At 74.1% G+C, this 22,073-nt stretch carries 19 protein-coding genes; 9 read left to right on the top strand and 10 right to left on the bottom strand.

The features are described 5' to 3' along the window. Positions 1 to 9: 9 nt before the first annotated feature. From HD596_RS48305 to HD596_RS48295, 3 genes are all read right to left on the bottom strand, one after another. Positions 10 to 2,007 carry a M14 family zinc carboxypeptidase gene (locus HD596_RS48305; protein WP_185076055.1) on the bottom strand — a complete coding sequence of 666 codons (1,998 nt, stop codon included), beginning with the start codon at positions 2,005 to 2,007 and terminating at the stop codon, positions 10 to 12. Between the two features lie 118 nt (positions 2,008 to 2,125). Then, positions 2,126 to 2,926 carry an IclR family transcriptional regulator domain-containing protein gene (locus tag HD596_RS48300; RefSeq protein WP_185076054.1) on the bottom strand — a complete coding sequence of 267 codons (801 nt, stop codon included), beginning with the start codon at positions 2,924 to 2,926 and terminating at the stop codon, positions 2,126 to 2,128. Between the two features lie 70 nt (positions 2,927 to 2,996). Then, positions 2,997 to 4,439, bottom strand: coding sequence for an amidohydrolase family protein (locus tag HD596_RS48295; protein ID WP_185076053.1), 1,443 nt, complete (start codon positions 4,437 to 4,439; stop codon positions 2,997 to 2,999). A gap of 161 nt (positions 4,440 to 4,600) precedes the next feature. Here HD596_RS48295 and HD596_RS48290 point away from each other — a divergent pair, with 161 nt between their 5' ends. From HD596_RS48290 to HD596_RS48270, 5 genes are all read left to right on the top strand, one after another. Beyond that, positions 4,601 to 5,779: a CaiB/BaiF CoA transferase family protein gene (locus tag HD596_RS48290; protein WP_313046419.1), complete on the top strand. Its 1,179-nt coding sequence runs from the start codon at positions 4,601 to 4,603 to the stop codon at positions 5,777 to 5,779. Beyond that, positions 5,776 to 6,708: a citryl-CoA lyase gene (locus HD596_RS48285; protein ID WP_313046417.1), complete on the top strand. Its 933-nt coding sequence runs from the start codon at positions 5,776 to 5,778 to the stop codon at positions 6,706 to 6,708. Before HD596_RS48290 ends, HD596_RS48285 begins: the two co-directional genes overlap by 4 nt. Further along, a complete protein-coding gene (locus HD596_RS48280; RefSeq protein WP_185076052.1) occupies positions 6,701 to 7,564 on the top strand; it encodes a DODA-type extradiol aromatic ring-opening family dioxygenase in 864 nt (287 codons plus the stop codon). Before HD596_RS48285 ends, HD596_RS48280 begins: the two co-directional genes overlap by 8 nt. A gap of 64 nt (positions 7,565 to 7,628) precedes the next feature. Continuing rightward, a complete protein-coding gene (locus HD596_RS48275) occupies positions 7,629 to 7,988 on the top strand; it encodes a hypothetical protein (RefSeq protein WP_185076051.1) in 360 nt (119 codons plus the stop codon). Further along, the gene (locus HD596_RS48270) at positions 7,988 to 8,977 is read left to right on the top strand and encodes a quinone oxidoreductase family protein (protein ID WP_246555377.1); all 990 of its coding nucleotides are present in this window, start codon (positions 7,988 to 7,990) and stop codon (positions 8,975 to 8,977) included. Before HD596_RS48275 ends, HD596_RS48270 begins: the two co-directional genes overlap by 1 nt. Positions 8,978 to 9,158: 181 nt before the next feature. Here HD596_RS48270 and HD596_RS48265 read toward each other — a convergent pair whose 3' ends face one another. Further along, a complete protein-coding gene (locus HD596_RS48265) occupies positions 9,159 to 10,565 on the bottom strand; it encodes an FGGY-family carbohydrate kinase (protein ID WP_185076050.1) in 1,407 nt (468 codons plus the stop codon). Between the two features lie 81 nt (positions 10,566 to 10,646). Beyond that, positions 10,647 to 12,689: an elongation factor G gene (gene fusA / locus HD596_RS48260; protein WP_185076049.1), complete on the bottom strand. Its 2,043-nt coding sequence runs from the start codon at positions 12,687 to 12,689 to the stop codon at positions 10,647 to 10,649. 375 nt (positions 12,690 to 13,064) lie between these two features. Between fusA and HD596_RS48255 the strand changes: the two genes are divergently transcribed. The 4 genes from HD596_RS48255 to HD596_RS48240 all read left to right on the top strand — a co-directional run bounded on the left by HD596_RS48255 (position 13,065) and on the right by HD596_RS48240 (position 16,205). Further along, positions 13,065 to 13,781, top strand: a complete 717-nt coding sequence (locus tag HD596_RS48255) for a GNAT family N-acetyltransferase (protein ID WP_185076048.1) — start codon at positions 13,065 to 13,067, stop codon at positions 13,779 to 13,781. Further along, complete coding sequence (locus HD596_RS62985) at positions 13,778 to 14,680, top strand: lysophospholipid acyltransferase family protein (RefSeq protein WP_221519932.1); 903 nt, start codon at positions 13,778 to 13,780, stop codon at positions 14,678 to 14,680. The genes HD596_RS48255 and HD596_RS62985 overlap by 4 nt, the downstream gene beginning before the upstream one ends. Before the next feature lie 212 nt (positions 14,681 to 14,892). Further along, positions 14,893 to 15,360 (top strand): SRPBCC domain-containing protein, encoded by a 468-nt coding sequence (locus HD596_RS48245; RefSeq protein WP_185076047.1) that lies wholly within the window; start codon positions 14,893 to 14,895, stop codon positions 15,358 to 15,360. Then, the gene (locus tag HD596_RS48240; protein WP_185076046.1) at positions 15,357 to 16,205 is read left to right on the top strand and encodes an MFS transporter; all 849 of its coding nucleotides are present in this window, start codon (positions 15,357 to 15,359) and stop codon (positions 16,203 to 16,205) included. Before HD596_RS48245 ends, HD596_RS48240 begins: the two co-directional genes overlap by 4 nt. Here the strand turns inward: HD596_RS48240 and HD596_RS48235 are convergent. The 5 genes from HD596_RS48235 to HD596_RS48215 all read right to left on the bottom strand — a co-directional run bounded on the left by HD596_RS48235 (position 16,148) and on the right by HD596_RS48215 (position 21,977). Next, positions 16,148 to 16,507 carry a hypothetical protein gene (locus HD596_RS48235; protein WP_185076045.1) on the bottom strand — a complete coding sequence of 120 codons (360 nt, stop codon included), beginning with the start codon at positions 16,505 to 16,507 and terminating at the stop codon, positions 16,148 to 16,150. The genes HD596_RS48240 and HD596_RS48235 overlap by 58 nt on opposite strands. A gap of 128 nt (positions 16,508 to 16,635) precedes the next feature. Then, entirely contained in the window at positions 16,636 to 16,908 is a 273-nt protein-coding gene (locus HD596_RS48230; protein ID WP_185076044.1) for a hypothetical protein, read from the bottom strand. 10 nt (positions 16,909 to 16,918) lie between these two features. Then, on the bottom strand, positions 16,919 to 19,096 hold the full coding sequence (locus HD596_RS48225) for an alpha/beta hydrolase family protein (protein WP_185076043.1): 2,178 nt from the start codon (positions 19,094 to 19,096) through the stop codon (positions 16,919 to 16,921). Further along, complete coding sequence (locus HD596_RS48220) at positions 19,093 to 20,673, bottom strand: peroxidase family protein (protein ID WP_185076042.1); 1,581 nt, start codon at positions 20,671 to 20,673, stop codon at positions 19,093 to 19,095. The genes HD596_RS48225 and HD596_RS48220 overlap by 4 nt, the downstream gene beginning before the upstream one ends. A gap of 2 nt (positions 20,674 to 20,675) precedes the next feature. Next, entirely contained in the window at positions 20,676 to 21,977 is a 1,302-nt protein-coding gene (locus tag HD596_RS48215) for a cytochrome P450 (protein WP_185076041.1), read from the bottom strand. Between the last annotated feature and the right edge of the window lie 96 nt (positions 21,978 to 22,073).

Below are 22,073 nucleotides of genomic sequence, written 5' to 3'. Positions count from 1 at the left end.
AGGTGCGGATCAGGGTTCTCGGTAGTCGGCGGCGACCCCCACCAGCGAGATCAGCCCGGACGCGAACTCCAGCGCCTCCGCGTGCCCCTCCGCGAACGGCGGCTGGAAGCCCACGGCCTGCCACGTCCGCGTCCCGGGGTCCCACAGGTCGGCGCCCACCTCGAAGTCCCACCCGTAGACGCCGTGGTCGTACCAGAGCTCGTCGGCGGAGTTGCCGGCCGCGGAGTAGAGCACGTCCGTCACGGGCCCGGTCTGCTGGGGCCAGATGACGGTGCCGCGCTCGGCGGCGATGGCCTGCTCGATCGTGCGGGCCGAGCGCATGAAGTACGCCTCCTGCCGCTCCGTGGGCCTGGGCAGGGTGACGCGGCCGTCGAGCCGGTAAGCGCCAGGCGGCCACATGAAGTAGCCGCCGTAGCTGTGCACGTTCATCGCGAACCTGATGTTGCGGTGCTTCTCGGCCAGCCACATCACGTTGCGGCTCTCGGGCTCGGAGTGCTCGGCGGGGCCCGCGTACGTGCCGCTCTGGCAGTTGGCCGAGGCGCCGAAGTACCCGTCGGACAGCGAGCCGACGGCGTAGTTGCGGTTGACGTCCACGCCCCAGGTGTTGCGCAGCGCCGGGTCGGACTGCTGCGGCGGGCAGTGGTTCGTCATGTTCTTCCGCTGGCCGTTGAAGTCGTAGAAGCTGTAGTTGGCGCCGTCCGGGTTGACGGTCGGCACGATGAAGACGTCGGTGCGCTCCAGCAGCCTGCGGGTGGCCCGGTCGCGGGCGTGGTTGCGCAGCAGCCGCTCGGCCGCCTCCACCACGACGAGGGGCGCCACCCACTCGCGGGCGTGCTCCTGGGCGTAGGCCAGCACGCCGGTGCGGCTGCCGTCGCGGTGCGCGCCGATCCGCAGGGCCAGCACCCGGGCGGGCGCGCGGGAGACGCTGGCGGGTGCGTTGAGGAAGTCGCTGAGCTGGGTGAGCGGCGCGGGCGCCATGACGCCGTCGCCGGCGTTGGCGCGGTAGGTCGTGGCCTTGACCCCGGTGCGGGCGGTGGCGTTGATCGCGGCGGCGATCTGGGCGGCGGTGCTGGTGGGGGCGCCCGAGGCGTCGGTGGCCAGGCTGACCGTGATGAGCTTGCCGTTCACGGTGACCTGCGGCGGGCGGCCGGGCGCGCCGGGGTTCACCAGCTCGACGGCCAGGTCGTTGCCGCCCTCGGAGCCGTACGCGTCCGAGGTGATCACCACGGCGGCGGCGGGCGGCGTGCCGATCAGGGCCTGGGCGTGGCGGCGGTAGCCGTTGGTCGGGTACGGCAGCGTGATCAGCTCGGTGAGCTTGGGGTAGCGCTGGTGCAGCGCCTTGATGCGCTCGTTGAGCTGCGCGGGCGGCATGTACTGGGTGACGAAGTCCTTCTGGTAACCGGGACCGGCGCGGTCCGGCCGCTCGCCGTCGGGCCACTCCCTGACCCTGGCCTCGGCCGTGCCGCCGCCGTCGGAGGTGACGGTGACCCACTGCGGCCTGGCGTCGGCGGGCACCGGGGTGCTGAACTGGTGGCCCAGGTACGCGCCCGCGTCCACGTACGCGACCATCGGCGCCTGCCCGGTGGCGCCGCCCTTGCCCTTCCACGTCACGGTGAGCGTGGCCGCCTCGCCCGCGCTGCTGGACGCCTCCACCGACAGGAAGTAGCCCTCGCGGGACTTCATCCAGACGGCCCGCTCGATGACGAGCTGGTCCTGGACGGTGGTGGCCTTGGCCTTCGCCTGGGGCGGCGTGCCCGGCGCCAGGGTCGCGCCGAGCGCGGCGTAGGCGGCGAGCTGGCTGGGCGTGGCCACCGCGTCCACCTGGACGCTGCCGTCCGCCTGCGGCCGCACCCGCTCGGTGAGGTCGGCGCCCGCGGCCACCAGCCGCTCCATCGCGGCGCGGTCGGGCACGGCGAGCGTGACCAGCGAGGCCGGCTCCGGGTCGCTCGGCCCGGCGACCGCCGGGACCGACGGCTCCGCGGCCACGAACGTCGTGAGAACGGTCAACAGAACGACTGCGGACGCCCGTAAACCACCCATCGGCCCCTCCTGGATCATCCGTATGGGGCACATTCAAGGCGGACTTGCCCAAACCGGCAAGACCCCGGCGGCGCGGGGACGGCTCTCAGGAGGCCGTGACGTGCGGGACCGCCTGGTAGAGCGCCCAGTCGGCGCTGATCGCGCCGGCCGTCGTCAGCAGCAGCGGCAGGTGCTCCCCGGTCAGCTTCTCCATGGACGTCTCGGCGGCGTGGGCGTTGACGTTGACGGCCGCGATGACGTTGCCGAGCCCGTCCCTGAGCGGCGCCGCCACCGACCGGATCCCCAGCGCCAGCTGCTCGTCCGTCGCGGCCCACCCCTTGGCGCGGACCGCGCGCAGCGCCGCCTCGCGCTCCTTGGCGTCCGGGCGCCACCGTGGCTCGATGCCCGAGCGGCTCGGCTCGGCCAGCACCCGCTCCACCTCGGCCGGCGGCAGCGCGGCCAGCAGCACCTTGCCCAGGGACGTCTGGAGCGCGGGGAAGCGGGTGCCGATCTGCACCTGGAGCGACACGATCTTCGGCACCGCGACCCGGGCGACGTAGACGATGTCGGAGCCGTCGAGCTGGGCGATCGAGGACGACTCGTTGGTCTGGGTGACGAGCCGCTCCAGATGCGGCCTGGCCACCTCCCACAGCCCCATCGACCGGACGTAGGTGACGCCCAGCTCCAGCACCCGCGGCGTGAGCGCGAACCCGCCCTGCTCCGCCCTGGCGTACCCCAGCTCCTGAAGGGTGAGCAGGATGCGGCGGGCCGTCGGCCGGGCCAGGCCGGCGGCCGTGGCCACCTCCGTCAGGGACATGACCGGGCGTCCCGGCTGGAACGCCCTGATGACATCGAGGCCGCGGGCCAGCGCCTCGATGAAGTCAGGTCCGGTGTCACCGCGTGCCATCTACGCCCTCGCCTCGCTCGGAATCCGTTCGATCCGACTTTAGACGGTCGCCCGTCCGCACAGCGGCCGATCAGAGGCGGTGGGTGGCGTCGCTGCGGTAGTCGGTGTACGTGTACGGGTTGTCGAGGACCTTCGCCGAAGGGATGTCCGGGTTCATGCCCTTCTCCCAGGCCTCGTCGCCCATCGTCGAGCGCAGGTGCTCGACCGTGCGCTCGACCCGCGCGCGGGCTGCGGCGAGGTCGACGCCGAGCAGGCGGTGCTCGTGCTTGACCACGCGGCCGTTGACGATGACGGTGTGCACGTCGCCGCGCTGGGCCTGGAACGCGACGTGCCCGAACGGGTTGAGGATCGGGAACGACACCGGCGAGTGCTCGTTCTTGACCAGCACGAGGTCGGCCTTTGCTCCGGGCTCGACGACGCCGAGATCGTCGCGGCCCAGCGCCCGGGCGCCGCCCCGGGTCGCCCACTCCACGACCTGGTCGGCGCGCAGGCCGCAGTGCGTGACCGTCTCGCCCTTGGCGTGCGCCTCCAGGTGCTCGCGCGAGCGGTCGGCGCCGAGCGTGGCGCGCATGGCCGAGAACAGGTCGCCGCTCCACCACACGCTGGTGTCCATGGACAGCGACACCGGGATGCCGTGGGCGCGGACCGCCCAGGTGGGCGGGTAGCCCTGGCCGGCGCTCTGCTCGCTCTCCGTGGAGACCGAGATCGAGCCGCCGGTGGCCGCGATGCGGTGGTAGGAGTCGGCCGACAGCGAGGCCGCGTGCACGTAGATCGTCTCCGGCGTCATGAAGCCGTGCTCGTGCATCAGGCGGATGCCGTCGTCGCTGGTGGCGCCCCACACGCCGGCGTGCGTGGTGACGGCGGCGCCGAGCTCGCGGGCCACCTCGAACGCGGGCCGCTCCGGGAAGGAGGGGTCGCCGAGCACGTCGAAGGCGATCTGGAAGCCGAGCATGTCGCCGCCGGTGACGCGCCGGCGCACGAAGTCGCGGAACTCGGGCGCGGCCGTCCACTCGGCGGGCGGCTGCTGGATGTTGCCGTAGGCGAGCACGTACCGGCCGGGCACGGACTCCAGCGCGTCGGCGGCGGCGTCGGCGTGGTCGACGGTCCGCAGGCCGTGCGACCAGTCCACGACGGTGGTGACGCCGGCGTCCAGCGCCTCGATCGCGGCCAGGGTGTTGCCCGCGTGGATGTCCTCGGGGCGGAACAGCTTGCCGTGCTCCAGGTAGAACCAGACGAAGTACTGGGTGAGCGTCCAGTCGGCGCCGTAGCCGCGCAGCGCCGTCTGCCACATGTGCCGGTGGGTGTCGATCATGCCCGGCATGACCAGGCCGCCGGACGCGTCGATCACGACCGCGTCCTCGGGCGCCGCCAGCTCGGGGCCGACGGCGGCGATCCTGTCCCCGGTCACCAGGACGTCCGTGCGGGGCAGAACCCGCCTGCTCCCACGGGGCGACATGGGCAGCACGGTGCCGCCGCGCAGCACCACGGGCCGTCCGGCCTCGAACTCGTTCATGGCACACGCTCCTTGCGAACGATTGTCCGCTACACGGTCACAGTCACTGTGATGAGCGCTCGTCCACGTGTCAAGACGGTTGACGCGGGCTCGCGTCGATGATGAGATCAGGCTCAGCGGACATATGTCCGTTCAACGGACGCGGAAAGGGGAGTCGCATCGTGGCTGAGGGGCCGCTGTCCGGCCTGCTGGTGGCCGACTTCTCCAGGGTCCTGGCGGGGCCGTACGCCACGATGCTCCTGGCCGACCTGGGGGCCGACGTCGTCAAGGTCGAGTCGCCCGGCGGGGACGACACCCGGTCGTGGACGCCGCCCGCGCGGGGCGAGGTGTCCACGTACTACCTCGGGGTCAACCGGGGGAAGCGGTCGATCGCCCTCGACCTGCGCGACCCTGCCGACGCGCAGGCGGCCAGGGAGCTGGCCCGGCGCGCGGACGTGCTGGTGGAGAACTTCCGGCCGGGCGGGCTCGCCAAGTACGGGCTGGACTTCCCGGCCGTGCGGGCCCTGAACCCCGGCGTCGTGTACGCCTCCATCAGCGGGTTCGGCGCCGGGGCGGGCGCGCGGGTGCCGGGATACGACCTGATGGTGCAGGCCATGTCGGGGCTGATGAGCCTGACCGGCGATCCCGGCGGGCCGCCGTACCGGGCCGGGATCTCGGTGTTCGACGTGATGGCGGGCAACCACGCCGTCATCGGCATCCTCGCCGCGCTGCGGCATCGGGAGGCCACCGGGCGGGGGCAGCACGTCGAGGTCAACCTGCTGTCGTCGGCGCTGGCGGGGCTGGTCAACCAGAGCTCGGCGTACGTGGCCGGGGGCGTGGTGCCGTACCGGATGGGCAACGCGCATCCGAGCGTGTTCCCGTACGAGCCGCTGCCGACGGCGGACCACGAGCTGATCGTCGCGGCCGCCAACGACGGGCAGTTCCGCAAGCTGTGCGAGGTGCTGGGCATCCCCGAGGTGGCCGCCGACCCGCGCTTCGCCCGCAACGCCGACCGGACCGCGCGGCGGGAGGAGCTGAGGCCGATCCTCGTGGAGCGGCTCGTGACCCGGCGGGCGGAGGAGTGGTTCGACCTGCTGGTGGAGGCGGGGGTGCCGAGCGGGCCGATCAACACGATCGACGGCGGGTTCGCGGTGGCCGAGCGGTTCGGGCTCGAACCGGTGGTCGTGGTGGGGGAGGGGGAACGGGCCGTGCCGACGACGCGGCATCCGATCCGGTTCTCGGAGACGCCCGCGGGTTACCGGCTGCCGCCGCCGGAGCTCGACGAGCACGGCACGGAGCTGCGCAAGTGGCTCACCCTCCCCGAGCCGCCGGAGGGATCCCCCGGAGAGGCGCGGTCGTGAGCGGCGGGAACGCGCAGGAGCCGGCCGGCGTGGGTGGCGAGAACGGAGAGGAGCCGGTCGGCGTGGGTGGTGGGCACGCGCAGGAGGCGGTCGGCGTGGGGGGCGGCCGTGCCGGGGAGCCGAAGGTGTATCCGACCGCGCTCGGGGCGTCCTCGCGGGAGACGATCACCCTGCTCGGGCACGACCTGGCCGCCGACGTCATGGGCGAGGTGGGCTTCGGGGAGCTGGCGTTCTGGCTGGCCACGCAGCGCCGCCCGGCCCGCGGCGAGGTACGCGTGTTCGAGGCCGTGCTGGCCGCGCTGGCCGACCACGGGTTCACGCCCACCGCGATCGTGACGCGGCTGACGTACCTGTCGGCGCCCGACTCCGTCCAGGGAGCGCTGGCCGCCGGGCTGCTCGGCGGCGGCTCCCGCTTCCTCGGCGTCACCGAGGACTGCGGCCGCTTCCTCGCCGACGTGCTGCGGGCCCACGACCCCCTCCCGGCCGACGACGCCGGCTGGGACGCCCTGGCGCTGGAGACCGTACGGGCCCGGAGCGCGGCGGGCGGGCGCGTCCCCGGCCTCGGCCACCACGTCCACAAGGACGGCGACCCGCGCACGGCCCGGCTGTTCGAGATCGCGGCCGAGGAGGGCCTGTTCGGGCCGCACCTGTCGCTCTTCGCCGCCGTCGGCCGCGTGCACCCCCGGATCCTGGGCCGGACGCTGCCGCTCAACGGGGCGGGCGCGTGCGGCGCGGCCCTGGCCGACCTGGGGCTGCCGCTGGAGCTGCTGCGCGGCTTCGCGCTGCTGGCCAGGACGGCCGGGCTGATCGGGCAGCTGGCCGAGGAGCTGCGCCGTCCCGTGGCCAACGACATCTTCCTCTCGGTGGACCTCAACAACCGTCCCGTCCCGCCCGAGCCGTATGCCGCCAACGGAGGTACGCATGGCTGAACTCGTCGCGGTCATCGCATCCACCCACCACCCCTTCTACTACCGCGCCAGCACCTCCACCGGCGAGGACCGCCCGCCGTTCGCCGACGAGTGGGTGCGCAAGGTGGAGGCGTTCCGGCAGACCCTCACGAGGGCGCGGCCCGACGTGCTGGTGATGGTCGGCTCCGACCACTTCCACCAGCTGTGGCTGGACAACATGCCGCAGTTCCTGGTCGGCAAGGCGCCCTTCTACGACGCGAACTTCTACAACGAGGAACGCGAGTTCGGGTTACCCCGGATGGTGCTCAAGGGCCAGGAGGACCTGTCGGCGTACCTCCTGCGCGAGGGCCTGGACGCCGGTTTCGACCTCGCCTTCAGCAACGAGCTGCGCATCGACCACTCGATCACGTGCCCGATCATCACCCTGCGTCCCGAGGCCGACCTGCCGATCGTGCCCGTCTACACCAACATCTTCGCCCCGCCGCTGCCGCGTCCCCAGCGGTTCGTGCAGCTCGGGCGGACGATCAGGCAGCTCGTGGAGTCGTGGCCGGCGGACCGGCGGGTGGCGGTCATCGGCACCGGGCACCTGTCGCTGGAGCTCGGCGGGCCGCGCCAGTTCGGGCCGCACGGGCCCGACCCGGAGTTCGACCGCAAGGCCGTCGAGTGGATCTCCACCGGGGACATCGAGGGATGCCTGTCGGAGGTCACCCTGGACAGCCTCCACCTGCCGGGGAACGCCACTCACGGGTTCATGGACTTCATGCTGATGATGGGGGTGGCGGGGGAGGGCCGCAAGGCCGACTACGTGGACACCTACGACCTGTTCCACACCATGGAGGCGTACTTCACCTGGTATCCGAGCGGAGGGGCTGCGTGAGCGAGCGGAGCGAGCGAACCAATGGGCACAGCAGCATGCTCATGTGCCCGACGAAGGAGGGCGCATGAGCAAGTATCTGCTGAACAAGTTCCTCTTCACCGTCGACCGCGATCCCGAGCTGGTCGAGCGTTACCGCGAGGAGCCGCGCGCCACCGTCGAGTGGTGGGAGTCCGAGTACGCCAACCGCATCCTCGGCTGCCACACCGGCGAGTCGTCCACGTGGCTGCGCCTCGACGACGCCGAGCGCGAGGCGCTGGCCGCGCACGACTACCCGAAGCTGTTCGAGCTGGGGGCGCACCCGTTCCTCACGCTGACCCTGTTCATCGCGATGTTCGAGCGCGACCACCCGCCGCTGGGCTTCCAGACGGAGTACGCCCGGCGGCTGGCAAGCTTCCGGCTCCCGTACCCGGACATCGCGACCTGATGACCGCCACCGGGACCGGTGACCCCGGCCGGATGCGCGCGGCCCGGATCGAGACGTGCGGCCGGCCGCCCGTGGTCGGCGACGTCCCCGTGCCGGTGGCCGGGCCGGGGGAGAGCCTGGTGCGCGTACGTGCCGCCCCCGTCACGCCGCTGGACCTGCTGTGCGCGGGCGGCGCCTCCTACTTCGGCACGCCCGCCGTCCCCTACGTGCCCGGCGTCCAGGGCGTCGGGACCGTCGGGGAGAGGGCCGTGTGGTTCCCGACCACGGCCGGGATGGCGCCCGGCGACGGGAGCATGGCGGGGCTGGCCGTGGTGCGTTCGGAGGACCTGGTGGAGCTGCCCGCCGGCGCCGACCCGTACGCCGTCGCCGCGCTCGGCCTGTCGGCCGTGGCCGCCCACCTGGCGCTGACCTGGCGCGGCGAGCTCGCGGCGGGGGAGCAGGTGGTGGTGCTGGGCGCCGGGGGCGTGGTGGGCCAGGCGGCCGTTCAGCTCGCCCGCCTGGCCGGCGCGCGCCGGGTCGTCGCGGCCGCCCGCTCTCCCGAAGGCCGGGAACGGGCGCGGCGGGCGGGGGCGGACGCGGTGGTGGAGCTCGGCACGCAGGACGTGGCCGGCCTCGCCGCCCGCCTCTCGGCCGCCTGCGACGGGCCGGTGGACCTGGTGCTCGACCCCCTCTTCGGCGCCCCGGCCGCCGCGGCGGCCCGCACCCTCCGGCCGGGCGGCAGGCTCGTCAACCTCGGCGGCTCGGCCTCCGAGACGTGCCCGCTCGACTCCTCCACCCTGCGCGGCCGGTCGCTGCGGGTGCTCGGGTACACCAACAACGAGCTCACCCGGGAGCAACGCGCCCAGGCCATCACGCTGATCGCCGGACACGCGGCCCGGGGGCGGCTGTCGGTGGCCCACGAGGTGGTGCCGCTGGCGCAGGCGGGCCCGGCCTGGCAGCGCCAGACGGCAGGCACGGCCGGCGGCCGCATCGTCCTGCGCGTCACCTGAGACGTGCCCCCGCGCCGCCCGTGCCGCGCCGCCCGTGCCGCGCCGCCCGTGCCGCGCCGCCCGTGCCGCGCCGCCCGCGTTGCGCCGCCCGCGTTGCGCCGCCTCTCCCGCCCTGCCACGCCCCGCCGGTCCCCGAGCACGTTGCGGCGCCGTCGTCGCAGGTGCCTGCGGCGGCGGGCCGTTATCGGGGTGTGCGGGCCGAGGCCAGGAAACGCTCGTAAATGGGAACGTAGGCGGCGGCGAGCTCGGGTTCGGGCGGCTGGCGATCGCGAGGGAGCACGGGTACGTCGTCGAGCGACCCGCCCGCCTGCCCCGCGATGAGCGCCGCGCCCGCGCAGACCGCGTCATCGGATCGCACCACCTCGACGGGGGCGGGTGAGACCGCGGCCTTGACCCGCATCCACAGCGGGATCCTGACCTGCCCGCCGAGGACCACCAGGCGCTCGGGAGCGGTGCCGGTGACGGCGGCGAGCTCGTCGAGCATCCAGCGGGCGTGCAGGCAGGTGCCCTCGACGGCCGCCGCCAGCAGGTCGCCCGGCGTGTGCTCCGGCCCGAGCCCCGACACCGTCACGCGCCGGCCGCGGTCGGGCGCGGGAGCGCTCCGGCCCCGCAGGTACGGCTCCACCACGATCCCCGTCGGCAACCGCACCCCGTTCAGCAGCCCGGGCAGCGCCGCGTACCCGCTCTCGCCGTTGCCGGTGAGGGTGAGCAGCCAGTCGAGCACGGCGCCGCTGGTCGGCAGGCCGCCGACCACCACCCTGCGCCTCCCGTCCAGCGACGGGTCGGTCGTGATGCCGCGGGCCAGCCCCGTACGCGCATCCGGGCGGGAGTCCGACAGCACCATCACCGCCTCCGCCGTGCCGAGGGAGTCGGCCACGTCGCCGGGCCGCCGCACCCCCGCCGCCCACGACCCCACCGCGTGGTCGTGGCCCGCGATCACCACGGGGACCCCGGAGGCCACCCCGCTCACCTGCGCGGTCAGCGGCCCGACCGGCTCCACGGACCCGGCCGGAGCCGGCAACTGGTCGCCGCGCAGCCCGGCCCGCGCGAGCAGCTCCGGGGCGTAGTCCCTGGCCTCCAGGTCGTAGGCCAGGGTGCGGGCGCCCAGCGTCTCGTGCGTGCGCAGGCGACCCGTGAGCGCGTACGCCACGGCGTCCGGCACGTTCACCCACCACCGCATCGCCTCCAGCACCTCGGGGGAGTGGGCCCGCAGCCAGAGCCATTTGGCCAGCGGCGATTTGGGGTCGGCGCGGCGGCCGGTCAGCGCGTACAACGCCGTGGCGTCCCGGGCCAGCTCGGCGGCCTCCCGCGCGGCCCGCGGGTCGTTCCACCACAGCAGCGGGGCGAGCGGCCGCCCCGCGCGGTCGAGGGGCACGCCGGTCTCGGCCATGCCCGCGATCCCGATCGCGTCCGGCCCCCGCCCGGCCCGCGCGGCGCACTCGCCGAGCGCCCCCGTCACCGCGGCGACGAGGGCGGGCAGCTCGCGCGGGGTCGGCTGCCGCACGGCCGCGACGCAGCCGCCCCGCTCGTCGAAGAGGCCCACCTTGACATGCGTGGTCCCCGCGTCGACCCCGGCCAGCAATCTCATGGTCACACTATGGCCGATCCGATCGCCTCCCCCGGCAGGCGCCGCCCGCAGGTCCGGCCTGCGGGCGTCGCCCGGCCGCCCCTACCGGGCCGGGGCGTAACCGGCGGGCCTGGTGGTGAACGTGCCACGGCCCTGCGTACGGCTGCGCAGCCGGGTCGCGTACCCGAACACCTCGGCCAGCGGCACCACGGCGGTGATCACCACCGTCCCGCCCCGCGCCGACGAGCCCGAGATCCGGCCGCGCCTGGCGGCCAGGTCGCCGAGCACGCCGCCGGCCGCGTCGCCGGGCACGGTGACCGTGACCTCCACCACCGGCTCCAGCAGCTGCATGGCACTGGCCCGCAGCGCCTCGCGCAGCCCGAGCCGCCCCGCCGTGCGGAACGCCAGGTCCGAGGAGTCCTTCGGATGGGTGGCCCCGTCGGTCAGCGTGACCCGCAGGCCGGTCACCGGGTGGCCGCCGAGCGGGCCGTCGGCCAGGGCGTCGCGGCAGCCGGCCTCGACCGCGCGCACGTACTCGCGCGGCACCCGGCCGCCGACGACGGTCGAGGCGAACTCGAAGTCCCCGCCGTCCAGCGGCTCCACGTCCAGCACGACGTGGGCGAACTGCCCGGCGCCGCCGTCCTGCTTGACGTGCCGGTACAGCAGCCCGGACACGCCGCGCACGACCGTCTCCCGGTGGGCCACCTGCGGGCGGCCCACGGAGACGTCCATGACGTGCTCGCGCCGGAGCTTGTCCACCGCGACCTCCAGGTGCAGCTCGCCCATCCCGGACAGCAGCGTCTGCCCGGTCTCGGCGTCCGTACGGACCGCCAGCGACGGATCCTCCTCGGCCAGCCGCGCCAGCCCGGAGGCCAGCCGGTCGGCGTCGGTGCTCCTGCGGGCCTCGACCGCCACCGACACCACCGGCTCGGCCGTGCTCGGGGGTTCGAGCACCAGCGGCGCGCCGGGCGCGCACAGCGTCGTCCCGAGGCGGGCCGACTTCAGGCCGACGACCGCGACGATGTCCCCGGCCACCGCCAGGTCCACCTCGGTGTGCCGGTCGGCCTGCACCCGCAGGATGCGGCTGACGCGCTCCGTGCGCCCCGCGCCGGTGTCCAGCCCCGTGACAAGCCCCGTGACAAGCACCGTGTCCCCCTTCCGCATCGTTCCCGAGTAGACCCGCACGAACGTCAGCCGCCCGGTGGCGGTGGCGTTCACCTTGAAGGCCAGCGCCGCCAGCGGCGCCCGCGGGTCGGCGGCCCGTTCCGCGCCGTCCTCGCCCCGCACCGGCGGCACGTCCAGCGGCGACGGCAGGTACGCCACCACGGCGTCGAGCAGCGGCTCGATCCCGCGGTCGCGGTAGGCCGACCCGCAGAGCACCACCAGGCCCGCGCCGCTGAGCGTGAGGTCGCGCAGCGCGCCGGCCAGCGTCTCGTCCGACATCGACGGCCGCGCGCAGAACTCCTCCAGCGCGCCGGCGTGCAGCTCGGCCACCGACTCCTCGAGCAGCCGGCGCCGCCGCCGCGCCTGCGCCAGCAGGTCCTCCGGCACCGGCCCGGCGGAGCACACCCCGTCGGCCCACACCAGCGCCCGCATCCGCACCAGGTCGACGACCCCGGTGAAGCGGTCCTCCTGCCCGATCGGCAGCTGGACCACCAGCGGGGCCTTGTGCAGCCGGCGGCGGATCGACTCGACGGCCGTGTCCAGGTCGGCGCCGGCCCGGTCGAGCTTGTTGACGAACGCGATGCGCGGCACGCCGTACCGGTCGGCCAGCCGCCACACGCTCTCGCTCTGCGGCTCGACGCCCGCGACGGCGTCGAACACCGCGATCGCCCCGTCGAGCACCCGCAGCGAGCGCTCCACCTCGTCGGAGAAGTCGACGTGGCCGGGGGTGTCGATCAGGTTGACGCGGTGCCCGTCCCAGGCGCAGCTCACCGCGGCGGCGAAGATCGTGATGCCGCGGTCGCGCTCCATGGGGTCGAAGTCGGTGACGGTGGTGCCGTCGTGCACCTCGCCGCGCTTGTACGTGGCACCGGCCAGGTACAGCATGCGCTCGGTGACGGTGGTCTTGCCCGCGTCGACGTGGGCGAGGATGCCGAGGTTGCGGACGATGGCAAGGGGGTTGTCAGGTATTCGGGGGCGCACAGCCCAAAACCCTTTCAGGAGGATTGTTCAGCAGGACAGCGCGATTCCCCTGACGGAAGGCCAGGAGGCGGGTGTCGTCAGGGCGTCGTCCAGTGGCGGCCGCGCAGCCGGCACCGGGGCGACGGAGACACCAGGATCACCTCGTGGCGCGACGGGGGGACGACGGCAGCGGTGCTGTGGCGCACGGCCGTACTCCTCTCCCTCGTCGACGATCAGTGGCGAGTGTAGTGAACCGGGGCCGGGTGGAGAAAGCGATTTGTCGCGCGCGTGCGAGGTTCACCACGCGGTCGCCTCGCTGACCCCGATGTGCGGTTCGGACGTCATTTCCGCATGTCGACATAGGCGTGAGACGCTTTCAGGGAAGGACCCGCGCCCATGACGATCTCTCTTGACACCGGTCGCTACACGATCGGCATGGCCACCAGCCCCGCCGACGTCCAGGCCGCGCAGCGGCTGCGGCACGAGGTCTTCGCCGAGGAGATGGGGGCGCGGCTCGACAGCCCGGTCTCCGGCCTCGACGTGGACAGGTTCGACGCGTACTGCGACCACCTCCTCGTGCGCGACGGCCGCGAGGTCGTGGGCACCTACCGGCTGCTTCCCCCGGGGCGCACGGAGCGGCTCTACTCCGACGGCGAGTTCGACCTGGCCAGGCTCGCGCCCCTCCGGAAGGGGCTGGTCGAGGCGGGCCGTACGTGCGTGCACCCCGACCACCGGGGCGGCGCGGTCGTCGCGCTGATGTGGGCGGGCATCGCGCGCTACATGGTCGCCGGCGGTCACCAGTGGCTGGCGGGCTGCTGCTCGGTGCCGCTCGACGACGCGGGCGCGGTGGCCGCCGCCGTGGTGGATCGGGTGCCGCTCGGGCCGGAGGAGTACCGGGTCACGCCGCGCACGCCGTGGCGTCCCCGGGGCGTGGCGCGCTCCGACCGGTTCGTGCCGCCCGCCCTCCTGCGCGGCTACCTGCGGCTGGGGTCGTGGGTGTGCGGGGCGCCCGCGCACGACCGGGACTTCGGCACCGCCGACTTCTTCGTGCTGCTCTCGATGGCCAACGTGAACACCCGCTACCTGCGCCACTTCCTGGGAGAGCCGCTGTGAACACGGCCGTTCAGACCCTGACCCCGGCCCCGGTTCTGGTTCCGGCTCCGCCGGCCGCCCCCGACCCCTGGCGTCCGTCCGGCCCCTGCACCGCGCAGGCGTGCCTGGCGCCCGCCGCCCGCGCGACCGGGCCCGTCCGCCTGGCCGCCCGGCTGTGCGCCGCGCTCCTCGTGGTGCTCGCCGGGGTGCCGGTGTCCCTGGTGGGGCGGGTACGGACGGCGTGGCGGGCGAGGCTGACCAGGGCCTGGGCGCGGCTGCTCCTGCGCGCGCTCGGGATCCGGCTCGAGGTCACTGGCGCCCCGGCCGCTCCGGACAGGGGCGCCCTGGTCGTGGCCAACCACGTGTCCTGGCTCGACCCGCTGGTGGTCGCGGCCACGCTGCCGTCGCGGCCGCTGGCCAAGCGCGAGATCGGCGAGTGGCCGGTCATCCGCACGCTGGCGAGGGGCTCGGGGGCGCTGTTCATCGACCGGGAACGGCTCTCCGCGCTGCCCTCGGCCGTCGCGGCGGTCGCGGACGCGCTCAGGGAGGGCGACACCGTCGTCGCCTTCCCCGAGGGCACCACGTGGTGCGGGCGGGGCATGGGACGCTTCCGGCCGGCGGTGTTCCAGGCGGCCGTCGACACCGGTGCCGCGGTCCGCCCGGCCACGCTGCGCTACCGCGAAGGGACGGCCACCTCGACCCGCGCCTGCTACGTCGGTGACGACTCGCTGCTCGCCTCCATCGTCCGGGTGGCCGGGACCCGTGACCTGGTCGTCGAAGTGACGCTGTTCGACCCCGTACCGGCCATGCGGCCGGAGGGCAGGCGGTCCGAGGCGCGCGCGGCGCTGGCCAGGATCGCCGAGGCCCGGGTCCGCACGGGGATCGACGATCCGGTCCACGCCGCCGTCACCAGGCATTAGCACTCCGCCGCGACCCTGCCCGGCCGGTGCGGGCCGGGCGGCGGAGCAGTGCCACAATCCGCGGTTCGCCGACTCGCACGTGCTCCCCACCCCGTGCTCCTTCCGCGGCGAATCCGTACCCCCTCCGTGGCGATCAGGGGGCCCGCACGGATGTCCAGGCCGGTTGCGGCAGGTCAAAGTCGCAGGCAGCGAACGGACAACGAGAGGCTCCCATGATCAAGCACGCCACCCTCGTGGCCGCGCACGTCTACGCCGTCCCGCCGGTCGAGGTCTTCTCCGCCTGGGCCGACCCGGCCGTCAAGGCCCGCTGGGCCGGCGGTCCCCCCGGCTGGAACCCGCGCCTCGACCTGGACTTCCGCGTCGACGGAGTGGAGCGGTACCACGGCACCCGGACCGACGGCCCCGCGCACACGGTCCAGGCCCGCTACCTCGACATCGTGCCGAGCAAACGCATCGTCTACAGCTACGACGTGCTGCTCGACCAGGTACGCGTCCTGGTCTCGCTGGCCACGATCGAGTTCGTCCGGCACGGACGGGGCACCAGGCTCGTCCACACCGAGCAGGCCGCCTTCCTCACCGAGCACGACACCTCCCAGCTCGAGCAGCACATGCGCAACGCGCTGAAGTCGCTGGAGGCGGAGCTCGGCGGGCACACCGCAGGAGGGGAGCCGCGGCCATGATCACCACCACCCGTACGGCGGCGCGCCCGCCGATCGTCACCGGCGCGCTGCTGGTGCGGATGGCCACCGTGGTGGCCTCGTCGATCGGGTTCTTCCTGCCGTTCGCCGTCGTTCCCGAGTACGCCGAGCGGTCGGCGGGCGCCACCGCCGCCGGCGCCGCGAACGCCGCGCTCCTGGTGACCACCGTGGCCGTCGAACTGGCGGCACCGGCCCTGGTGGCCAGGCTCGGCTACCGGTGGGCGCTCGGCCTGGGCCACGTCGCGTTGGGCGGGCCCACCCTCGTGCTGCTGACGTCCTCGGACGCCGCGGCCGTCATCGCCGTCAGCGCGCTGCGCGGCCTCGGCTTCGCGGTCACGGTCGTGGCGGGCGGCGCGCTCACCGCAGAGCTGCTGCCCGCCGAGCGGCGCGGTGAGGGGCTCGCGCTGGTGGGCCTGGTCAGCGGGGTCAGCGCGCTCCTGGCGCTGCCCGCCGGCACCTGGCTCGCGCAGGTCGCGGGCTATGAGGCCGTCTTCGTCGCCACCGCCGCCGTCCCCGTGCTGTCCGTCCTCACCGTCCCGTTCCTGCCGGGCCGTCCGGCGGTCGCCGGGCGGGCCGCGGGGGTGCTGGCGGGCCTGCGCTCGCCGTACCTGATGTGGCCGGCCGCGGTGTTCGCCGCGTCGGCCGGGGGGACCGGGATCCTGTGCACCTTCGTGCCGCTCGCGGTACGCGGCGGACCCGTCTACCGCGCCCGGGTCGACCTGCCGGGCTCGACCTCCGCCACCCGCGGGGCGGGCGGGGCGGACACCCGTCAGGGGCGCTCGGCGCGGGCCGCCTCGGTGCTCCGGCACGCCAGGCAGAAGCGATAGAGGTCCACCCGGGTGAGCGTGCCGGCCGGGTTGTACCGCCGTTTGCAGTAGGCGCGCCAGTAACCCGTGGCCTCGAGCCTGGCGCCCGCCTCCTGGCACTTGGCGCACGCGTTGGGGTTGTAGTGCGAAGATTCGAAGTACCAGTCGCCTGACAGCGAGCCGTCTCCACAGGTGACCGCGAGCGCCATGCCCGACGACGCCTGGTCGGCGCTCGCGGTCCCGCCCGTCACCAGCGCGATGGCCGTGCCCAGCATGGCGGCCGTGCTCAGGACGATGGCCGGCTTCCGCAAAGTGTGTGCCATATCCGCCTCCTCAGGGTGCACAGCACTGATTCTCAGTACGGGAAACAGCGCGGACCAGGGCGGCAACAGGGCATTCAACGGACTTTTGGCCCGGCCCGGCGGCGGGGGCCGGCGCCCGGACAGGCGGCTCAGCGCCGCGGGACGATCTTGAGGGGTCTCCCCGGCGTCGCCTCGTCCGCGTAGCGGCTCAGGCGCTGCGCGGCCGTCTCCAGGTCGGCGGCGGCCGCCGCGCAGGCGGCGAGGTGGGCGGTCACCGACGCGTGCAGCCAGGGCGGTGCCCCGCCGCCGGCCTGCAGCCCCGCCTCGACCGCGCGCAGGCGCTCGGCGCAGGCGGCGAGAGCGCGGGCGTCCGAACGCAGGACTTCGGCGTGGGCGAGGATCGCGGCGATCCGGGCGGACATGGCTCCTCCGTCACGCGGGCGGCACCGGGACGGCGGCGTCCCGGAGCGTCTGGCGGGTGGTGGCCGACAGGCACAGCAGCGGGCGGGCGCCGTCGAGCCCCAGCTCGCGCAGCCGGCCGGCCAGCGGGTGGGCCGACTGCGGCTCGACGACCAGCCGCAGTGACGGCGCCGGGTGCAGCCGGGCCTGCCCGCGGGCCCGTACGCAGGACCGCAGCACGGCACCGGCCTCGCGGGTGTAGCCGACCAGCCCGGGATCGCTCAGCGGCAGTCCCGGGCCGAGCCTGCCACGCAGGGTGAGGATCTGACCGGCGCTGACGTGGGCGGACCGGGTGCCGAGCCGGAGTTCCAGGGGCGTCAGGTACGTCGCGCCGCCCCACAGCCGCGGGCCGAGGGCGCGCACGATCGTGGTGTCGACCGCGGAGCCGACGAGGAAGCTGCCGGAGCGGCGCAGGTCCGCCGCCCGCAGCAGGTCGGGCCAGACGGAAAGACGGGAGCCTCGCCCCGGCAGGCCGGACCGGACGGAAGAGCGGGAGCGTCGGCGGAACGGGCCAGCCACGACGACGCCGACCTGCAACTCCCCGTAACCGCCCGCACTGGTGTGCCGGTTCCAGGCGGCGTGCACGGCGACCAGCGCCCGGCCCGCCACCCGTACGGCGGGACCGAGCCCCGTGCCCTCCAGCAGGCCCGCCACCGCCGCCGGGCGCGCGGCGAAGTACGCCGTGAGCGCGTCGCCGTCGCGGCACCTGATCGGCAGCTCGACGGTTCCCTCAGGACTGTCCACGGCGCGGGTGGGCACGGTCAGGAAGGGCGATTCCCCCGGGTCGGGCGGGCGGTCGAACAGCAGGTACGCCTGGGAACGCACGACCTGCCCCCGGAACGGCGTGAGCCGCTCGTCGATGAGATCGCGAGCCTCCGGCAGGTCGTCGGTGAGGTTGGCGAGGTAGTGCTCGATGCTGTGGCAGAGCGGGAACAGGTGGGTGGAATCCCCGTAATCGACCACGTACCAGTCGGGATGCAGGTCGAAGCAGGTGCCGGCGCCCTGCCCGTCGAGGGTGGGGATGATGTCGTGCTGGTTGGTGACGCTGGCCACCCAGATGCGCGGGTCGGCGGGGCGTTTGAAGTCGACGGGCGAGCCGACGGCCACGGCGTGGGTGACCGTGTGACGGGCGCAGAAGCCGGGGTCCTGCGCCAGGTTCATGATCGCCGCTCCGCCCGCGCTGTGCCCGACGAGCGCCAGTTCGGCGCCCGCAGGCAGCCCGTAGTCGGCGACGGCCTCGGCCAGGGCGCGGCTGTAGGGGCTGCTGGCCAGGACGGCGCTGCTGAACGCGCCGAGCAGGTCCTGGGGCGAGGCGCCGTCGGGACGTCCCACGCGCATGCCCGGAGCCTGCAGGACGTGGCGGATCACACCGTCGGGTCCTTCGACGCTCTGGATGAGGGCCCGCCCGGTGGTGCCGATCGTGCTGATGTTGCCCAGGAAGCCGAGCAGCGACCCCCGCGTGCACAGCCGGGCCGACTCGGCCGCGGCCAGCTCGATCCGGCGCGCGGCGCCTTCCCCGACGTCGAGGACCGCGATGGCCTTGTTGCTCATCCCGGTGATCGGATCGGCGGTGGCGAAGCCCTTCCCCGTCGCGATGAGCCAGGCGGCGGCGTCGTTGAGCGGGTTCTCGTCCAGCAGTGCGCGCAGCGCGAGGACCTCGCCGAAGACCGGGGCGAGCTGGCTGAGGGCGCGCACCGCACCACGGTCCTTGAGCAGGGCGCGCAGGGCCCGGACGGCCTCCAGATCGCGGTCGGCGGCGGCCGCGTCGATGAGCCGGGCCAGCATGGGGTCCTCGATCAGCTCCGGGTGAGCGATCGCCACGGCCGCCACGCGCAACCGCAGCGACGTGGCCAGCACGCGTACGGCCAGGCTCTCGGCCCCCAGCATGGCGCCGGCCTTGGCGGCCGCGGTGGCCAGCCGGCCGCCGGTGAACGTGCACCCGAGGCCCTGACCGTTCGTCGTGGCCCGGAGCAGCGCGCGGTAGGCGGGCCGGGCCGCCGAGGGGGCGTGCGGCAGGGCGCTCAGCAGCGCGCCGTCGGTGAGCGCGGCGGTGGCGTGAGCCGCCGCGTCCTGGATCGTGACCGCGATGTCCACCAGCTCGCGGGCCGCGGCGCGCAGCGGCCCGGCGGACGGATCCTTCTCCCCGGTCATGGCCGGGGCCGCCGGGACATGCTGACGAGGCGGGGGGCCGGGTCCTCCGGCGTGTTGCGGCGCAGCACGTCCGACAGCGTGCGCGTGGCCGCGATGACCCGCACGCCCTGCGGGGAGAACGTGGCGGCGTTGAAGATCCGCGGCGCCAGCAGCGGGTTGGTGAGCGCCTGGGAGAAGGCGTCGATAGCGATGATCTTGGTCAGCAGCGGAGGCAGGATCGCGGCGGGGGATCCGGGTTCCTCCGCGAACAGCCCGACGTACAGGTCGACGTCGTCCACGTCGCGGTAGAGCTCGCGCAGCGCGCCGCTGACCCGCCGGTCGCCGGAGATCTGCTCGAAGGCCCGCACTCTGGGGAAGCGGCAGTGCTCCCGGTAGCTGTTGTACGGGGCCAGGTCGAGCGCCCGGGAGTCGGCGATGCTGGCCACGTCGATCTCGCGCAGGACGGGGTCGGTGTTGAACAGGCCGATGCGGCCGGCCCGCTGGCAGGAGGCGTCCTCGAACAGCCGCCCGAGGCCGGGCCCAGGGATCAGCGCGCTGCCGAAGAAGGTCTCGGCCATCGGCAGGTCGCGCCCGCCCACCGACAGGTGGGACGGGATCAGGCTGTGCCAGCGGTAGACGAGGTTGAACTCCACCGAGGCCCAGTTCTGCCGGTGCCAGGGCGCGCGCTCCAGCCGCGCCTGCAGCCGCGGGTCCAGGGTGAACCGGAAGTGGTAGGGGGTGATGTGGTTGATGTACTCCTCGACGACCAGTTTGATCAGCAGCACGATGAGGATGTTGCGGGCCGTCTGGAACAGCCGCTCGTCGTCCCAGCGCGGATGCTCCCGGGCGAGCAGCCGCGCGACCCTGTTGTGCTCGCGCAGGAACAGCACCGTGAGCATGGTGAAGCCGATCTGGCCGTTGCCCCGGTCGCTGCCGGTGGCGAACAGCGTGTCGCGCTGCGCGTCGGAGAGCTGGTCGAAGCGGATGACGCTCAGCGGGGCGAACTCCGGCTTGATCTTGCCGTTCTCGCACAGGTAGGGTGGGAACTCGCCGCCGTTGAGGAGCTGGCTCTTGAGCAGCCCGCCGTCGAACGTGCGCAGCGCGGCCGTCGCCGCCTCGTGGAGGCCGTACACCTGGTTCAGGTCGATGTGATGGTTGGAGCTGTTCTTGCGCGGGTCGCGCGGGACGTTGGTGTCGCCGCGCAGGAAACCGTCGGTGAACCATTGGGCGAAGTACGCGAAGAGCACCGTGGAACGCGGGCAGGGGATCATGGACTCGCCGCGGGCGAACAGGCCGCCGGCGCTCTCGGGAGTGGGCCGCTTGCCCTCGGCGACGGGGACCGGGGGCAGGTGCCTGCCGCTGTAGGTGCGGTCGGTCAAGGAGGCCCACGAGGTGTAGTCGGCCATAGTACTCAGCGGCTCGGGGCGCGGCGGCATCTCGCGGATCGCATGGTCGATCAGCGAGGCGTTGACCCGGCTCCGGACCGGCCGGCTTCTCTGCACGAGGTCCCAGAACGGCCGGCCGTTGGTCAGGGCCAGGAACCTGAGCCGGTTGGCGAGACCATCCGTGGCGATGCTGCGTGCTCGGCTCGCCGCCATCGTCAGCCTTCCTGTCCGTCGGTGCCCAGCCCGAGGGCGAAGGTGTCGGGGAAGATCCCGAGCGTCCGCTCGACGCGGCCCGCCGGTGGCGGGAGCGGCCGCACGCCGGGACGCAGCAGCAGGCGGCGTACGGTCTCGGCGATCACCGGGCCGGCCACGTGCACGCCGAGGCAGGCGTGATGGCCGGAGCCGAAGAACAGCTGATGGTGGCGGGGGCGGTCGAGGCGGAACTCGCCGGGCTCCGGCACCACGGCCGCGTCGAACATGGCGGAGGCCGGCGCCGCGAGCACGAACGTGCCCGCGGGGATCACCGTGCTGCGCGGGGTGCCGGCGGCCAGGACATGGTCGCGCTCGCACATCCGGGGAAGCAGCTTGAAGAACGGGCTGAACCGCAGCGCCTCCCAGACGTACGGATCGAACCGTTCGGGGTCCCCGGCGACGGCCGCGGCCTCCGCGAGCACCCGCGGGCGCAGCAGGAGCTGCTCGACCGCCTCGGCCATGGCCCCCGGCGCGCTCTCCACGAAGCCCAGCGGCAGCCCGGCCATGTTGATCACGATGCGGTCGTCGGTCACGCCGGTCCCGGCGGGCAAGGAGGATCGGACGAGGCGGGTGAAGACGTCGTCGGGGAGGTCCCCTCCGGCCCGCAGCGTGGCCCGGTGCGCGGCGAGGCGGTCTCGCAGGTATCCGACCAGCTCGCGGCCCGCTCCGACGGACGCGGCCTGGAGCTGCGGATCGCCGAGGAAGTTGGCGAAGCCGTCGGCGACGATGGCCCGCGTCCACCGGCCCAGGGTCTGCGGATCGGGGCCGGGAACGCCGAAATACCGCGCGCACACGCCGAGGGCGACGGGGCGGAACAGCCCGCCGACCGCTTCGAGGCGGCCGTCGGGCCAGGCGACGTCGAGCAGCTCGTCGGCCAGGCGGCCGGTCAGCTCGCGCACGCCGGCCGCGTCCCGCGGGTCGAGCATGAGCTGCATCAGGCCCTTTTCCCGCCAGTTCATCGGCGTGGCGTCCCTGCCCAGCATGAACGGGGCGCCCAGCGCGGCGTCGAGGCGCGGACCGAAGGCGCGGACCGAGAAGACCTCTTCGTGGGAGAGCACCTCGATGACGTCGGCGAAGCGGGTCACGACCGTGAAGGCGGGGGTGACGAAGACGGGGCGCCGCTCGCGCAACTCGGCGAACAGGCTCCGCCAGCCGGTCCGCATCCACTCCCGGACCAGGCCGAACGCGGACATCGGATCCCGGGCCAGCGCCTCGTCGTACCTCTCCAGATGCCCGCCCGTGGTCGCCTGATCGACAGCACCCATTCCGTGGACCTTCCGCCTGATGCCGGAGCGCACAAGGATGATCACGTTGTGCAATCACAATCTAGGGAGGTGTCGCACGTTTTCTTCATGACGACG

Source organism: Nonomuraea jabiensis (assembly GCF_014204795.1).
GTDB lineage: Bacteria > Actinomycetota > Actinomycetes > Streptosporangiales > Streptosporangiaceae > Nonomuraea > Nonomuraea jabiensis.
The sequence above is the reverse complement of the archived record's forward strand: the minus strand, read 5'-3'. Positions and strand labels throughout refer to the sequence as shown.

Bases quoted from the DNA above. Each gene is read 5' to 3' on its own strand.
- HD596_RS48300 (WP_185076054.1), bottom strand. From the start codon at position 2,926: ATGGCACGCGGTGACACCGGACCTGACTTCATCGAGGCGCTGGCCCGC.
- HD596_RS48295 (WP_185076053.1), bottom strand. From the start codon at position 4,439: ATGAACGAGTTCGAGGCCGGACGGCCCGTGGTGCTGCGCGGCGGCACC.
- HD596_RS48280 (WP_185076052.1), top strand. From the start codon at position 6,701: ATGGCTGAACTCGTCGCGGTCATCGCATCCACCCACCACCCCTTCTAC.
- HD596_RS48275 (WP_185076051.1), top strand. From the start codon at position 7,629: ATGAGCAAGTATCTGCTGAACAAGTTCCTCTTCACCGTCGACCGCGAT.
- HD596_RS48270 (WP_246555377.1), top strand. From the start codon at position 7,988: ATGACCGCCACCGGGACCGGTGACCCCGGCCGGATGCGCGCGGCCCGG.
- HD596_RS48265 (WP_185076050.1), bottom strand. From the start codon at position 10,565: ATGAGATTGCTGGCCGGGGTCGACGCGGGGACCACGCATGTCAAGGTG.
- HD596_RS48255 (WP_185076048.1), top strand. From the start codon at position 13,065: ATGACGATCTCTCTTGACACCGGTCGCTACACGATCGGCATGGCCACC.
- HD596_RS48245 (WP_185076047.1), top strand. From the start codon at position 14,893: ATGATCAAGCACGCCACCCTCGTGGCCGCGCACGTCTACGCCGTCCCG.
- HD596_RS48240 (WP_185076046.1), top strand. From the start codon at position 15,357: ATGATCACCACCACCCGTACGGCGGCGCGCCCGCCGATCGTCACCGGC.
- HD596_RS48235 (WP_185076045.1), bottom strand. From the start codon at position 16,507: ATGGCACACACTTTGCGGAAGCCGGCCATCGTCCTGAGCACGGCCGCC.
- HD596_RS48230 (WP_185076044.1), bottom strand. From the start codon at position 16,908: ATGTCCGCCCGGATCGCCGCGATCCTCGCCCACGCCGAAGTCCTGCGT.
- HD596_RS48225 (WP_185076043.1), bottom strand. From the start codon at position 19,096: ATGACCGGGGAGAAGGATCCGTCCGCCGGGCCGCTGCGCGCCGCGGCC.
- HD596_RS48220 (WP_185076042.1), bottom strand. From the start codon at position 20,673: ATGGCGGCGAGCCGAGCACGCAGCATCGCCACGGATGGTCTCGCCAAC.
- HD596_RS48215 (WP_185076041.1), bottom strand. From the start codon at position 21,977: ATGGGTGCTGTCGATCAGGCGACCACGGGCGGGCATCTGGAGAGGTAC.